This window comes from Pseudomonas sp. 20P_3.2_Bac5 (assembly GCF_025466035.1).
Lineage (GTDB): Bacteria > Pseudomonadota > Gammaproteobacteria > Pseudomonadales > Pseudomonadaceae > Aquipseudomonas.
The window spans coordinates 79,738-94,589 of the sequence record NZ_JANLOA010000095.1; the positions used below are offsets into that span (position 1 = coordinate 79,738).

Below are 14,852 nucleotides of genomic sequence, written 5' to 3' on the forward strand. Positions count from 1 at the left end.
TCAGCCTCCCAGCTTTAGATCGAAGCCGGTACACCATGCCGCTTGCGCCTTGCTCGGGCGGATATCGGTCCAGCCTGTCAGCTCGACCCGGGCCACGCCGCTGATGTGCAATTGTGCGTCGATGGCCGAGCGCGGCACCTCAACACCCAAACGCCGCCGCGGATTGATCCAGGCCTGCAAGCGGCGCCGACACTCGGCCAAGGTCGCCTCGTTCTCCGGACCGTTGCCGACCATGTGCAGCACGGCGTTGATCTGGTACGGCAGGATTTCGGCGCTGCGAACATTCAGGCGGTCGGCCACGGGCCGAACATCGTCCGCGTTCAAATGCGCCGTCACCTGTGCCAGCAGCTCAGCGCTGGCGACACCCCAGCCGTCAAGGCTCAGCACCGTGACATCCACGACCGCCGGCGAAGAACTCTCCGCCGTAGCATCGGCCACCATTCCCGCGGCATTACGAGCATGGAGGATGTAACTGTTGCGCGGGCCCGCGGTGGTCAGCCCTTCGTAAACCAGTTGAATACGCTCACGCAGCGCGTCGTCTTCTTCAAGAATGCGTTCGGTCGGCGGTACGCTGTTGGGATCCGCCTCCTGCACCACCAAACGTTGCAAACGAACGTTAGCCGCCAGTTGGTCGAGATCGCTGCCAATGGCATAGGCCAGCAGCAACGCCTTGGCCGCATCATTGACCCGAGCCCGGTTGAGCAGGGTCCGATAGGCGCCGACTTCCAACAGCTTGGTCACCGGGTCGCTTTCCAACTGCGCGTTCCAGCTCTCGCCCATGTGCGCCTTGAAGGCCGCCAGGTCGCCTTGGAAGATGTCCTCGAAATCCAGATCTTCCAACACCTGCGGCGCGGGCAGCGCCGAGAGTTCGATACCACTCATGCCGTCACCTCCAGGATCTGGCTATCGCCCAGGTATTGTCCGGTGAGTTGCAGGCTCACTTGCCCGTTCACCACTGACAGCACCCGGACCCGCTCCAGTTTCAGGCGTGGTTCCCAGCGCACCAGGGCACGGGCTACTTCGGCCTGTACCGCGCTTTTCCAGCCCTCGTTGACCGGCAGGTCGACGAAGCGCCGCAGCTTGCTGCCGTAGTCCGGACGCATGCGCCGGCTACCCAGCGGCGTGCCGAGGATGTCTTCGATGGACTGCCGCAAATGTGCAATGCCGGATAACGGCTGACCGGTCCGGCGATCCATTCCGATCATCGCGTCACTCCCGTAGGTCAGCACTCGACAGGCAGTGGACATACGGAAGGCCGGTGTCGACTGCGATGTTGTGATTCAGGTTCGCCATGGCGTTCTCCTTGGCATAAAAAAGCCCGCGTCGGCGGGCAGGTTTCAGTGCTTGTGGTTCGGGGTGTTGCCGGCGGTGTCGATGATCGCGCCGCCGCCGTGGATGTCCCCTGTTACCTGCAGCGCTCCGTTGATCCGCACCGGGCCATTCAAGGTCATGTTGGCGGCGGTCAGTTCGATTGCATCAGGCGTGGCCACCAGCGTGCTGCCGCCGACCTTGAGGGTGAGGGTTCCGCGCGGCAGGTCGATGCTGTAGCTGCTCGCCTGCCAGTCATAAATCAGTGAGCCACCGTCGTCGAAGCGCCAGACTTCGACGTGTTCGCGGTTGTCCGGTTGATCGCCGGCGTTGCCATAAAGGCCGGGAACGAAGGTGCCCTGCGCCGGCTCGCCGCTAGGGCTGATGAGCACGCCCTGTTCATTGATGCTCGGCGCACGCCAGTGGCGCGCCTTGCCGGCGGCCTGGCTGTGCCAGCGAACCCAGGCGCTGGTCCAGCCGGCGCCATCGGAAACCCGTACGCGGGCCGCGGCCAGGTCCACCGCCACCACCCGGCAAGGAATCAACAAGGCGGAAATCATCCGGTCATGCATGGCGCTTGCGTAGCTCATGCGAAATCCTCCGGCGCCTTGTAGTCCCCTTCCTTGCCAGGACCACTGTCCGGGTCGAAAGCAAATACCAAAGATCCTGGCGGTTGATTCGGCCAGAGCCATTGGGCTTCACCCAAGTGCAGCACCTGCTGCCATTGCAGCACCCAAATTGCCGTCGGCAAATCCGTCGCTTGCGGCAAGGCCTGGATGGCACTGGCCTCTTCGACGAAATCGATGCCCCAATATTGTTTGCGCAGCAGCACCATCAGTTGCGCAGCCAGCGCGGTGCTTTCCAGCGCCGCATCCGGGCGATGGACATCGACGGCGATGCGCGCCTCGAATGTCGCGACGATGCACGAGTGGCCATCGCCCGGATCAGTGCTCGGCCTCAAGGCGGTGATGGTGTGGAACAGCGCGGGCAGTGTCGTGTCCTGCTGCACTGTGGAGTAGCTGCCGACAGTCTCGAGCTGCGGCATGGCAGCCTTGATGGTCGCGGTGATGGCCTCATGTAGCCTGCTCAGTTCGCTCACGGTCTCTCCTTACTGTCGTTGCCTGCTTGTCCGTTCGGCTGCTCCAGGCCCAGTCGCTTCGCAGCCCAGCGTTCGTATAGGCCGATGGCCACGTCCGCACCGCCGACCGCGGTCAGGCAACCGAAGGCGCTGGCCGCCCAGATCGAAAGGCCACTGGCATAAAGCAACATCACCGTCGATACACCGCAGACCATGCAGGCTCCCGACCGCAGCGCCAACCGCCTGAACAGCGCTCCGCCGCGGGCACCGGCCCTGTCTGCTCGCCACATCTCACCGGAGACTCCGCCCAGCAACGCCAGGACGATCACCAGCCAGATCGGCATTTCCAGCAACGTCTGTTGCTCGCTTGTCACGGTCCTGCCTCCTTTGTTCTTCCCGCACAGCGACGGGCCGGACGGGGATGGGACCGAGTTGTCACTCGGCATTCCAAAAAGCCCGGTGCATCCAGGCTTTTCAGTAATGCGTTGTCGAAACGCCTGCCACGACTGGTGTGCAGGGCGCCTCCGCTTCAGATTGTTCCTCCGACCGCGGCCACCTGCCCGCCGGATAACTGCTTACGGTGCTTTACGCTGCACACCCGGGTCAGTTGCCAACCCTCTGAACAGTTGAGGCCTGTTCATCGCTGCCTGTCTCACCACCGGTGTCTGGCCGGCTTGAGACAAACTTTATGCATGGATGCATATACAGTCAATGCATTTTTGGAAATATTTGCACTGATGGATTTGCGCTAACGCATCAAATCCCCGCCCGCATTGGTCGCGAAGGGTTTTCGACAGGCGAAAAAAAACCCGCCGAAGCGGGTTTTGGGTGATGCCGAATAGGATTCAGCGGGCGTACATGCCCCACCAGAACACATGACCGAGGATGGCAATCTGCTCTTCCTGCATCTGCTGGAAGCTGTAGTCCTCGTCAGGATGCTCGTCGCGGTTGAAGCTGCGCAGGCGAATACCGGTGGGCAAGCGGTAAAGCTGCTTCACCCGCAACTGCCCGTTGTGATTGATCGCATAAAGGTCGCCGTCGACGATGTCGCCGATGGAGCTCTTACCAGTGTTGACCCCCACCGTGGCGCCATCGCGCAATACCGGCAGCATGCTGTTGCCACGCACCGTCACGCACTTGGCATGATCGAACTGCACGCCGTTGTGACGCAGGCTGCGCTTACCGAAACGCAAACGCGCGCGCTCGCTTTCTTCGATGACGAATCTTCCTGATCCTGCTGCCAACTCGACCTCACGAAGAAAAGGAACGGAAACCTCGTCGTCCTCGACGGGGGTTTCATCGTCCCACAGGCTGATATCGCGCAATTCGGCATGATCGACAGACAGGCCCGGCTCGCGGCTGTCGCCCAGGTCGACACGACCGCGTAGCTGGTCAGTGCTCACGCCGAAATACTCGGCGATTTTCGACACATGCTTGTCCGAAGGGTCGACGATCTTCTCGCCGAGAATCCGCGACAGCGTGGATTGGGGTACGCCGGTTCGCCGGTGCAACTCCGTGGCGGAGATCCCGTGGCGGTCCAGCAGTGATTTAAGGACGGTGGCTACATTGCGCTTTTGCATGGAACGCATACTGCCGAGGGTCAACAGGAAAAGCAATGCGAATATGCATTGGTCGTTCAACCTGAAAGACACGCTCGCCCTTGTGCCTGCGAGAATTTGACATACCCCCGTCTCAGCGTCGCAGGAGAAATCCCTGTAGTATTAGCGCCCTTCACTACCTTCCAAAAGACACCCGCTGTAAGGCCTTGAATGTCTGATCTCTCCGCACACACCCCGATGATGCAGCAATACTGGAAGCTGAAAAATCAGCATCCCGAACAGCTGATGTTCTACCGCATGGGCGACTTCTACGAGATCTTCTACGAAGACGCGAAGAAAGCCGCAAAACTCCTGGATATCACCCTGACCGCCCGCGGTCAGTCGGCCGGGCAGTCGATTCCCATGTGTGGCATCCCCTTCCACTCGCTCGAAGGCTATCTGGCCAAGCTGGTGAAGCTGGGCGAGTCGGTGGTGATCTGCGAGCAGATCGGCGACCCGGCCACCAGCAAGGGCCCGGTGGAACGCCAGGTGGTGCGGATCATCACGCCCGGAACGATCAGTGATGAAGCACTGCTGGATGAGCGCCGCGACAACCTGATCGCCGCCGTTCTCGGCGATGAGCGACTGTTTGGCCTGGCGGTGCTGGATATCACCAGCGGTAACTTCACGGTGCAAGAGCTCAAAGGCTGGGAAAACCTGCTAGCCGAGCTGGAGCGGATCAACCCGGTGGAGCTGCTGATCCCGGACGATTGGCCGCAAGGTCTGCCCGCCGAGAAACGCCGTGGCTCACGCCGCCGCGCTCCGTGGGATTTCGACCGTGATTCAGCCCGCAAAAGCCTTTGCCAGCAGTTCTCGACCCAGGACCTCAAAGGCTTCGGTTGCGACAAGCTGACCCTGGCGATCGGCGCCGCCGGCTGCCTGCTGGGCTACGCCAAGGAAACCCAGCGCACCGCCCTGCCCCACCTGCGCAGCCTCAAGCATGAGCGCCTGGATGACACCGTTATCCTCGATGGCGCCAGCCGGCGCAACCTGGAGCTGGACGTCAACCTCGCCGGTGGACGCGACAACACACTGCAATCGGTGATCGATCGCTGCCAGACCGCCATGGGCAGCCGCTTGCTGACCCGCTGGCTGAACCGACCGCTGCGCGACCTTAAAGTCCTGCAAGCACGCCAAGGTTCGATTCGCTGCCTGCTCGACAGCTATCGCTTCGAACGGCTGCAACCTCAGTTGAAAGACATCGGCGATATCGAGCGGATTCTCGCCCGTATCGGCCTGCGCAACGCTCGACCGCGCGACCTGGCACGCCTGCGTGATGCACTCGGCGCCCTGCCCGAGCTGCAGAACGCCATGGCCGAGCTGGAAGCGCCGCATCTGGCACGCTTGGCAGCCATCGCCGGGACTTATCCGGAACTGGCCGATCTGCTGGAAAAAGCCATCATCGACAACCCGCCGGCCGTCATCCGCGACGGCGGCGTGCTGAAGACCGGCTACGACAGCGAACTGGACGAACTGCTGTCGATCAGCGAGAACGCCGGCCAGTTCCTGATCGACCTGGAAGCCCGCGAAAAGGCCCGCACCGGCCTTGCCAACCTCAAGGTCGGCTATAACCGCGTTCACGGCTATTTCATCGAACTGCCCAGCAAACAGGCCGAGCAAGCGCCGGCGGACTATATCCGTCGCCAGACCCTCAAGGGCGCCGAGCGCTTTATCACGCCTGAGCTGAAGGTCTTCGAAGACAAGGCGCTGTCGGCGAAGAGCCGCGCCCTGGCCCGCGAGAAGATGCTCTATGACGCGCTGCTGGAAACGCTGATCAGCCATCTCGCACCACTGCAGGACACCGCTGCGGCCTTGGCCGAGCTGGACGTGCTGAGCAACATGGCCGAGCGCGCCCTGACCCTGGACCTGAATTGCCCGACCTTCGTGGACGAGCCGTGCATGAAGATCGACCAGGGACGCCACCCGGTGGTCGAACAGGTGCTGACCAGCCCCTTCGTGGCCAACGACCTGTCCCTGGATGACAGCACCCGCATGCTGATCATCACCGGTCCGAACATGGGCGGTAAGTCCACCTACATGCGTCAGACCGCATTGATCGTGCTGCTGGCTCATATTGGCAGCTACGTGCCCGCAGCCGGCTGCCAACTGTCGCTGGTGGACCGGATCTTCACCCGCATCGGTTCCAGCGATGACCTGGCCGGCGGCCGTTCCACCTTCATGGTGGAAATGAGCGAAACCGCCAATATCCTGCACAACGCCACCGAACGCAGCCTGGTGCTGATGGACGAAGTGGGTCGTGGCACCAGCACCTTCGACGGTCTGTCGCTGGCGTGGGCCGCTGCCGAGCGACTGGCTCAACTGCGCGCTTACACGTTGTTCGCCACGCACTATTTCGAGCTGACCGTGTTGCCGGAAAGCGAGCCGCTGGTGGCCAACGTGCATCTGAACGCCACCGAGCACAACGAGCGCATCGTCTTCCTGCATCACGTGCTCCCAGGCCCAGCCAGCCAGAGCTATGGCCTGGCGGTAGCGCAACTGGCGGGCGTACCGTCCGTGGTGATTCAACGGGCCCGCGAGCACCTCGGCCGACTGGAGACCTCCAGCCTGCCTCATGACGTGCCCAAGGCGGTCTCCAGCCCAAGCGCGCCACAAGTCCCGCACCAGAGCGACATGTTCGCCAGCCTGCCGCACCCGGCGATTGAAAGGATCGGCAAACTCGACATGGACAACATGACGCCGCGCCAAGCTATCGAAATGCTCTATGAACTGAAGACTCTGTTATAACGCGCGGCCTTACAAGCTGTTAGAATCCCGCGCGGTTTGGCGGAGCGGCGAGTTATTAGCCTGGCTCGCCGCCAACCTACCAAACCGAGCGGCCCTGACTGGAAGGGCACCGCTGCCGTCGCCTGAGGAGAGAATTAGAAATGACCTTCGTCGTCACCGACAACTGCATCAAGTGCAAGTACACCGACTGCGTAGAAGTCTGTCCGGTGGACTGCTTCTACGAAGGCCCGAACTTCCTGGTCATTCACCCGGATGAGTGCATCGATTGTGCACTGTGCGAGCCTGAATGCCCCGCCCAAGCCATCTTCTCGGAAGATGAAGTTCCTGATGACATGCAGGAGTTCATCGAGCTGAACGCCGAGCTGGCGGAAATCTGGCCGAACATCACCGAAAAGAAAGACGCTCTGGCGGAAGCCGAAGAGTTCGACGGCGTCAAAGGCAAGATCAAGGATCTGGAGCGCTGAGTCCCAGACTTGCGCACCGATCAACAAAAAAGGCCCTGACGGGCCTTTTTTCATTTTTCGCAGACAAAAAAAGGGGCGGTTTGACCCGCCCACATTTTTTTCCGTAGTCCCTGTATTCCCTATCATCATCCTGATGAATCGCGTCTTGCGATGTCCTTGGTCTTCATCCGTTGAAAACCTGTGTCAGTCCGTAGACACAGGTCAAATATTAACGTTTGCCGCCGCCGCCGCAACTGGCAATGGCTCTCAAAAAAAGACACATGGGTTGTCGACGCACTCTTATAAATGCTTATTTTTCAATGATTTATAAAAAATTCAGACCATATTAAACGTAAAATTTACCCCTATTTACTGCAAATGCTTACATGCGATGTAAGTGATGACTTACACAAAAACACTCAGCTCTGACGGAACTCACTCAGGCAGCCGCATAAACAAGAACGCCCCGATCAGGTCGGGGCGTTCTGTGGGCAAGGCGGATCGTTTTAATTATTGAAACAGCGACTCGCTGGACAGGCCATTCTTCTCCAGGATCTCACGCAAGCGCTTGAGCCCTTCGACCTGAATCTGACGCACCCGCTCACGGGTCAGGCCAATCTCCAGCCCTACATCTTCCAGGGTGCTGCTCTCATGACCGCGCAGGCCGAAGCGGCGAATCACCACCTCACGCTGCTTGTCAGTCAGCTCGCTTAGCCACTGATCGATGCTCTGGGACAAATCATCGTCCTGCAACAGCTCGCAAGGATCCGTTGGGCGATCATCTGTCAGGGTGTCGAGCAGTGTCTTGTCCGAATCCGGACCCAGCGATACATCCACCGAGGAAACCCGCTCGTTGAGCCCAAGCATCCGCTTGACCTCGGCAACCGGCTTCTCGAGTAGATTGGCGATCTCTTCCGGGGAAGGCTCGTGGTCGAGTTTCTGGGTCAGCTCGCGCGCGGCGCGCAGATAGACGTTCAGTTCCTTGACCACATGGATGGGCAGGCGAATGGTCCGCGTCTGGTTCATGATCGCGCGTTCGATGGTCTGCCGGATCCACCAGGTGGCATAGGTGGAGAAACGGAAGCCGCGCTCAGGATCGAACTTCTCGACCGCACGGATCAGACCGAGGTTGCCCTCTTCGATCAGGTCGAGCAGGGAAAGCCCCCTGTTGACGTAGCGCCGGGCGATCTTCACCACCAGCCGCAGGTTGCTCTCGATCATCCGCTTGCGTCCCGCCGGGTCGCCGCTTTGCGACAGGCGCGCAAAATGGACTTCCTCTTCGGGCGTAAGCAGAGGGGAGAAACCGATTTCATTCAGATATAACTGGGTCGCATCAAGTGCTCGGGTGTAATCGATGTACTTGTGCTGTTTGAGCGAAGAGCCTTGTTTGGCCCTTGTCCGAACCGGAGATACAGCAGGTTCGTCTGACACCACGTCCGTTTCCAAAACGATGCCGGTCTCCATGAGGAGAACCTCATCGTCGATGTCAAACTCCGGCACTTCTTTACTGAGAGCCATTGTTATAGTCCTTTGCTGAGTTCGAACTCAGACTCGAGCGTACCTTATCCATGGCATCGCTAGAGCCTGTCCCCATTACGCTAAGGAACAGGCCGGGTACCAACCAATCAGCGGTTTGGCAGGAACTGCAAGGGGTCTACCGGTTTGCCCAATCGGCGAATCTCAAAGTGAAGTTTCACCCGATCTGTGCCAGTGGACCCCATTTCGGCAATTGTCTGCCCGACCTTGACCTGCTGTCCCTCCCGAACCAAAAGCCTGCGGTTATGACCGTAGGCACTAACGTAGGTTTCATTGTGCTTGATGATTACGAGTTCACCGTAGCCCCGCAAGCCACTACCGGCGTACACCACCGAACCATCAGACGCTGCAAAAACAGGCTGTCCCAAATCCCCGGCGATATCAATGCCTTTATTCAAACTACCGTTTGAAGCAAATTTTCCAATCAACACGCCGTTTGCCGGCCACGCCCAACCGCCACTGGAACGCTCTGCGGCGGGCACCTGCGTGGGCGCTGTGGAAGGTGTGATGATCGGGGCCGTCGTGGCCGTACCTGTCGATTTCACCGGCGGTGGGGTGCCGGCGGGACGCCGTGTCACCGTGGTTTTGCTCGACGGCGACGTTGACGAAACGACCCGTGAAGAGGTGGAACCGGGCTCGTCGAAACGGATCGTTTGGCCAGGACGGATGGTGTAGGGCTGCGCGATGCTGTTGCGGGCGGCCAGGGCCTTGTAGTCCCAGCCGTAGCGGAAGGCAATGGAGAACAACGTGTCCCCGGGGCGTACGACATATTGCCCGGAAGTGACCGCAGGACGTTTGGCGGCTGCACTGTTGCGATCAACCACGCGTGCGCTGCTGGAAGAAGAAGAGGTGCTGGAGCAACCTGTCACCAGCGTGCCAAAGGCAAGTGCAACCACCAGAAGCCTGATGCTTGAAAGACCCATACGCTGCCCAATGACTGTTTGACTCACCCGCCGCTCCCTTAAATGGTGTCGAGTTTGAAAATGCAATAACGTTGCAATTATAACCAGGCATGAGCGTCTTGCGCGCTCTGAACAGGTGCAAAACGTGAACCGTTGCAGACTCAGGTTTACAGTGCCCGCCTCATAGACCCGGCGTCGACCCGAGAATTCGCCGATTCTGAAAATAAAGACCGGTCAGGACAGGGTTCCGTTGAGCAGCGGAACGAAGCGCACGGCGCCCAGCACACGCCGGGAGAATCCATGTTCCTCGCGGACGATCAGCAGTAGCTGCTGGGCCTCGCCGACGGCGCCTACGGGGATCACCATGCGTCCGCCTGGTGCCAATTGATCCAGCAGCGCCTGAGGCACTTCCGGTGCTACCGCGGTGACGATGATCCCGTTGTACGGAGCCAGTGCCGGCCAGCCTTCGCTGCCGTCGCCCCAACGAAACACCACATTACGCAGGTTCAGTTCGGTCAGACGCTCCTTGGCGCGATCCTGCAGCACCTTGATGCGCTCTACCGAGAACACCCGCTCCACCAACTGCGCCAGCACAGCGGTCTGGTAGCCGGAGCCGGTGCCGATTTCCAGCACCTTGTCCAAAGGTCCCGCCTCAAGCAGCACTTCGCTCATGTGAGCGACCATGAAAGGCTGTGAAATGGTCTGGTTATGGCCGATCGGCAAGGCGGTGTCTTCATAGGCGCGATGCGCCAGCGCTTCATCGACGAACAAATGCCGCGGCGTAAGACGCAGTACATCCAGCACCCGGGGATTGGACACCCCTTCCTCACACAGGCGCTGGATCAGCCGCTCGCGGGTCCGCTGGGAGGTCATGCCGATACCACGGCGCATCATGTCGCCCTGATCACGCATCAAAGCACGCCCTCCAACCATCCATCCATGCGTTCGAAGGCATCATGGAAGGTGCGGTCCAGTTGCAGTGGCGTGATCGACACATAGCCCTGCATGACCGCATGGAAGTCCGTACCCGGACCACCGTCCTCGGCATCACCGGCCACCGCAATCCAGTAGCCTTCCTTGCCACGCGGATTGACCTCCTTGATCGGAGCCGCGGCCCGCGCGCGGTGCCCCAGTCGGGTCAGCTGGATGCCGCGAATGCGATCAAGCGGCAGGTTCGGAATATTGACGTTGAGCACCGTCCGCGGCGGCAGCTCCAGGCGCTGTTGCGCCTCGACCAGCTTGCGCGCGATGTAGGCGGCGGTCGGCAGGTTGTCGGGCAGGCGCGACAGCAGCGAGAACGCGAACGAGGTGCCCCCCAGGAACCGGCCTTCCAGCGCTGCAGCGACAGTGCCTGAATACAGCACATCATCACCCAGGTTGGCGCCGAGGTTGATCCCCGACACGACCATATCCGGCACGCGATCAAGCAGGCCATTCAGGCCCAGGTGAACACAGTCGGTCGGTGTGCCGTTGATGCTGATAAAGCCGTTGGGCAGGGTTTGCGGGTGCAGCGGACGATCGAGGGTCAGCGAGCTGCTGGCGCCACTCTTGTCTTGATCCGGGGCGACCACCACACATTCGGCGTAATCCGCCAGCGCATCGTGGAGCGCGGCGAGTCCGGGTGCGATGACCCCGTCGTCATTGGAAATCAGAATACGCATGGGCTGTCCGTCTGCCCTACCGGGACCAGGTCAATGAGTTCGCGCACCACGACGGTGGCGAAACATCCGGCCGGCAGGATGAATTCCAGTTGCAGGGTATCAGGCTCTGGATAATGCCACGTCAGACGCCCAATGGGCAGTCGCAGAATGCGTCGTTCCTGCTTCAGCGCAGCATTGCCAAGCCATTCGCAAAGGGCTGCTTCCTGGGTGGCGATACGCTGCTCGATGGCGCCGCCCAACCCCTGCGTCGCGGGTAACCCTTCGCCCCACAACGGCCCGGTAGGATGCAGGTCGAGAATTGCCAATCGTGGATCGCTGCATTCCGGCTCGCCTGCCGGAAAGAAGCTACGGCTATCAGTGAATGCCAGAAGATCGCCAACCTGGGCACGCTGCCAGCTACCGTCGCTCACACGCTCGGCCAGCACCCGGTTGAACAGATAGCTGCGAGCACTGGAAAGTACCCGGGAACGCAGGTTGCGCTGCTCCGGCAGGGCCTTGCGCTCGGCCCAGTGGCGCGCCTCTTCGACGTTGCCTCCCTGATGCCCAAAACGCTGGGTGCCAAAGTAGTTGGGAACACCCTCGGCTTTCAGTTGTTCGAGACGAGCATCCAGCGCCGCGTGATCCGCCTGGAGCCGGGTCAGTCGCAGGGTGAAGCCGTTGGCCGAATGGGCGCCACGCTGCAACTTGCGCGAATGGCGAGTGCGCTTGAGGATGCGCAGGGTTTCGTTTTCGGCGGCGCTCAGGTCCGGATCGGCCTTGCCTGGCAAATGCAGGCTGAACCACTGACGGGTCAGGGCCTGGCGGTCCTTCAGCCCGGCGTAGCTGATGGTCTTCAGCGGAACGCCTGCAGCACGGGCCAGACGGCGGGCAGCCTCTTCGGTGTTGAGATCACGCTTCTCGACCCACAGCCAAAGGTGCTCACCCTCTCCCGACAGCGGGATGTCGAGCACTTCATCGACCTGGAAGTCTTCCGCAACGGCCTTGAGCACTGCGCTACCCAGTGCCGGCCCGCTGGCGCGCGGACCGAGAAGATCGAGTTCGGTCATGCGGGCAGCAACAACGCGACGGCATGCACGGCAATGCCTTCTTCACGCCCGGTAAAGCCGAGTTTTTCGGTGGTGGTGGCCTTGACGTTGACCTGGTCGAGCTCGACCTGCAGGTCTTCGGCGATCAGCTCGCGCATGGTTTCGATATGCGGAGCCATCTTCGGTGCCTGGGCAACGATGGTTGCGTCGACGTTGCCGACCTTCCAGCCCTTGGCCTGGACGATGCCAACCACATGACGCAGCAGAACGCGACTATCAGCGCCCTTGAACTGCGGGTCGGTATCAGGGAAGTGGCGGCCGATATCACCCAGCGCGGCGGCGCCAAGCAAGGCATCGCTCAGGGCATGCAACAGCACGTCGCCATCGGAATGGGCGAGCAGCCCGACCTTGTGCGGGATCCGCACGCCTCCCAAGGTGATGAAATCGCCGTCCGCGAAGCGGTGCACATCGTAGCCGTGGCCAATACGCATAAAAAACGCCCTGATTGAGTCAGGGCGTGATTCTACCTACTTTGCCGGGCCTTGGGCTTGAATTGTAGGACTCAGTCCTGGCCAATCCCCAAGGCTATGGCGTGATGTCGCAGGTGGTCATCGATGAAGCTGGCGATGAAGTAATAGCTGTGGTCATAGCCCGGCTGCAAGCGCAGTTGCAGCGGGTAGCCCGCGGCTTGCGCGGCCTGTTGCAGCACCTGCGGCTTGAGCTGGTTTTCCAGGAAGTCGTCGCGATCACCCTGGTCTACGAGCAACGGCAAGCGCTCGCTGGCCTGGGCGATCAGAACGCTGGCATCCCACTCGCGCCAGCGCGAACGGTCTTCGCCCAGATAGCGGCTGAACGCTTTCTGACCCCACGGGCAATCCATCGGATTGCTGATGGGCGCGAAGGCCGACACCGACACATAGCGACCCGGATTGCGCAACGCGCACACCAGCGCACCGTGCCCGCCCATGGAATGACCGCTGATGGCACGCTGGGTCGAGGCCGGGAAATGCGCCTCGATCAGTGCCGGCAATTCACTCACCACGTAATCGTACATGCGGTAGTTGGCCGCCCACGGCTGTTGCGTGGCGTTCACGTAGAAACCCGCGCCGAGGCCGAAATCCCAGGCACCGTCAGGATCGCCCGGCACCTGTGCGCCGCGCGGACTGGTGTCCGGCGCGACGATGATCATCCCCAGTTCGGCGGCGAGCTTGTGCGCGCCGGCCTTCTGCATGAAGTTTTCGTCGGTGCAGGTCAGGCCGCTCAGCCAGTACAGCACCGGCAGCTTGCCGCCCTGCTCGGCCTGCGGAGGCAGGTAGACGGCGAAAACCATGTCACAACCGAGTACTTCGGAGCGGTGGCGGTAACGCTTGTGCCAGCCACCGGAACTCTTCTGACAGGAAATATTTTCCAGGCTCATGAGCACCTCAGAAATGGATGACGCTGCGGATGCTCTTGCCTTCGTGCATCAGGTCGAAGGCCTTGTTGATGTCCTCCAGCCCCATGGTGTGGGTGATGAAGGTATCCAGCGGGATCTCGCCTTTTTCCGCCATGTCGACGTAGCTCGGCAGTTCGCTGCGGCCACGCACGCCACCAAAGGCCGAGCCACGCCAGACGCGGCCGGTGACCAGTTGGAACGGGCGGGTGGCGATTTCCTGCCCGGCACCGGCAACGCCGATGATGACCGACTCACCCCAGCCCTTGTGGCAGCATTCCAGTGCCGCACGCATCAGTTGCACGTTGCCTACGCACTCGAAGGAGAAGTCCACACCGCCGTCGGTGAGGTCGACGATCACTTCCTGGATCGGGCGGTCGTAGTCCTTCGGATTGACGCAGTCGGTCGCACCCAATTGGCGGGCGATTTCGAATTTGCTTGGGTTGATGTCGACCGCGATGATTCGCGACGCCTTGGCTTTCACCGCACCGATGATCGCCGACAGACCGATGCCGCCAAGACCGAAGACTGCCACGGTGTCACCGGGCTTGACCTTGGCGGTGTTGAGCACAGCGCCGATACCGGTGGTCACGCCGCAGCCGAGCAGGCAGACCTTTTCCAGCGGCGCCTCTTTTTGAATCTTGGCGACGGAAATTTCCGGCAGCACGGTGTACTCGGAGAAGGTCGAGGTGCCCATGTAGTGGAACAGTTGCTGACCTTTGTAGGAGAAACGGGTAGTCCCGTCTGGCATCAGGCCCTTGCCCTGGGTCGCGCGGATGGCCTGGCAGAGGTTGGTCTTGCCCGAACGACAGAATTTGCACTGGCCGCATTCCGGGGTGTACAGCGGGATCACGTGATCACCCACCGCTACCGAGGTCACGCCCTCGCCAATGGCCTCGACGATCGCGCCGCCTTCATGACCAAGGATCGACGGGAAGATACCTTCCGGGTCGGCGCCGGACAGGGTGTAGGCGTCGGTGTGGCAGACACCGCTGGCGACCACGCGCAACAGCACTTCGCCGGCCTTCGGCATGGCGACGTCGACTTCGACGATTTCCAGCGGTTTCTTGGCCTCGAAGGCAACGGCGGCACGGGACTTGATCATCAATCTTCTCCAACTGAGG

The 14,852-nt window shown here is 61.0% G+C and carries 16 protein-coding genes; 2 read left to right on the plus strand and 14 right to left on the minus strand.

The window, feature by feature from the left end; translation table 11 throughout:
* The 6 genes from NTD88_RS16800 to NTD88_RS16825 all read right to left on the minus strand — a co-directional run bounded on the left by NTD88_RS16800 (position 1) and on the right by NTD88_RS16825 (position 3,975).
* Positions 1–882 carry a baseplate J/gp47 family protein gene (locus NTD88_RS16800; protein ID WP_262129076.1) on the minus strand — a complete coding sequence of 294 codons (882 nt, stop codon included), beginning with the start codon at positions 880–882 and terminating at the stop codon, positions 1–3.
* Positions 879–1,205: a GPW/gp25 family protein gene (locus NTD88_RS16805; RefSeq protein WP_095154049.1), complete on the minus strand. Its 327-nt coding sequence runs from the start codon at positions 1,203–1,205 to the stop codon at positions 879–881. The genes NTD88_RS16800 and NTD88_RS16805 overlap by 4 nt, the downstream gene beginning before the upstream one ends.
* Before the next feature lie 132 nt (positions 1,206–1,337).
* Complete coding sequence (locus tag NTD88_RS16810) at positions 1,338–1,898, minus strand: phage baseplate assembly protein V (protein WP_262129075.1); 561 nt, start codon at positions 1,896–1,898, stop codon at positions 1,338–1,340.
* Positions 1,895–2,407: a hypothetical protein gene (locus NTD88_RS16815; protein WP_262129074.1), complete on the minus strand. Its 513-nt coding sequence runs from the start codon at positions 2,405–2,407 to the stop codon at positions 1,895–1,897. Before NTD88_RS16815 ends, NTD88_RS16810 begins: the two co-directional genes overlap by 4 nt.
* Positions 2,404–2,760 carry a phage holin family protein gene (locus NTD88_RS16820; RefSeq protein WP_095154052.1) on the minus strand — a complete coding sequence of 119 codons (357 nt, stop codon included), beginning with the start codon at positions 2,758–2,760 and terminating at the stop codon, positions 2,404–2,406. Before NTD88_RS16820 ends, NTD88_RS16815 begins: the two co-directional genes overlap by 4 nt.
* 471 nt (positions 2,761–3,231) lie before the next feature.
* Positions 3,232–3,975: a helix-turn-helix transcriptional regulator gene (locus NTD88_RS16825; RefSeq protein ID WP_095154352.1), complete on the minus strand. Its 744-nt coding sequence runs from the start codon at positions 3,973–3,975 to the stop codon at positions 3,232–3,234.
* Positions 3,976–4,155: 180 nt separating this feature from the next.
* Between NTD88_RS16825 and mutS the strand changes: the two genes are divergently transcribed.
* Complete coding sequence (gene mutS / locus NTD88_RS16830; RefSeq protein ID WP_095154053.1) at positions 4,156–6,729, plus strand: DNA mismatch repair protein MutS; 2,574 nt, start codon at positions 4,156–4,158, stop codon at positions 6,727–6,729.
* 140 nt (positions 6,730–6,869) lie between these two features.
* On the plus strand, positions 6,870–7,193 hold the full coding sequence (fdxA, locus tag NTD88_RS16835; RefSeq protein ID WP_095154054.1) for a ferredoxin FdxA: 324 nt from the start codon (positions 6,870–6,872) through the stop codon (positions 7,191–7,193).
* Between the two features lie 489 nt (positions 7,194–7,682).
* Here the strand turns inward: fdxA and rpoS are convergent, their stop codons facing one another.
* From rpoS to NTD88_RS16875, 8 genes are all read right to left on the minus strand, one after another.
* Positions 7,683–8,690, minus strand: a complete 1,008-nt coding sequence (gene rpoS, locus NTD88_RS16840; RefSeq protein ID WP_262129073.1) for an RNA polymerase sigma factor RpoS — start codon at positions 8,688–8,690, stop codon at positions 7,683–7,685.
* 107 nt (positions 8,691–8,797) lie between these two features.
* Positions 8,798–9,658, minus strand: a complete 861-nt coding sequence (locus tag NTD88_RS16845) for a peptidoglycan DD-metalloendopeptidase family protein (RefSeq protein WP_095154056.1) — start codon at positions 9,656–9,658, stop codon at positions 8,798–8,800.
* A gap of 186 nt (positions 9,659–9,844) precedes the next feature.
* Complete coding sequence (locus NTD88_RS16850; protein ID WP_175651925.1) at positions 9,845–10,483, minus strand: protein-L-isoaspartate(D-aspartate) O-methyltransferase; 639 nt, start codon at positions 10,481–10,483, stop codon at positions 9,845–9,847.
* Positions 10,484–10,521: 38 nt separating this feature from the next.
* A complete protein-coding gene (gene surE / locus NTD88_RS16855; RefSeq protein ID WP_095154058.1) occupies positions 10,522–11,271 on the minus strand; it encodes a 5'/3'-nucleotidase SurE in 750 nt (249 codons plus the stop codon).
* A complete protein-coding gene (gene truD / locus NTD88_RS16860) occupies positions 11,259–12,317 on the minus strand; it encodes a tRNA pseudouridine(13) synthase TruD (RefSeq protein ID WP_262153587.1) in 1,059 nt (352 codons plus the stop codon). The genes surE and truD overlap by 13 nt, the downstream gene beginning before the upstream one ends.
* On the minus strand, positions 12,314–12,787 hold the full coding sequence (ispF, locus tag NTD88_RS16865; protein ID WP_262153586.1) for a 2-C-methyl-D-erythritol 2,4-cyclodiphosphate synthase: 474 nt from the start codon (positions 12,785–12,787) through the stop codon (positions 12,314–12,316). Before ispF ends, truD begins: the two co-directional genes overlap by 4 nt.
* A gap of 71 nt (positions 12,788–12,858) precedes the next feature.
* Positions 12,859–13,713: an S-formylglutathione hydrolase gene (gene fghA / locus NTD88_RS16870; protein ID WP_410017288.1), complete on the minus strand. Its 855-nt coding sequence runs from the start codon at positions 13,711–13,713 to the stop codon at positions 12,859–12,861.
* A gap of 7 nt (positions 13,714–13,720) precedes the next feature.
* Entirely contained in the window at positions 13,721–14,833 is a 1,113-nt protein-coding gene (locus tag NTD88_RS16875; protein ID WP_095154062.1) for an S-(hydroxymethyl)glutathione dehydrogenase/class III alcohol dehydrogenase, read from the minus strand.
* Positions 14,834–14,852 lie beyond the last annotated feature (19 nt).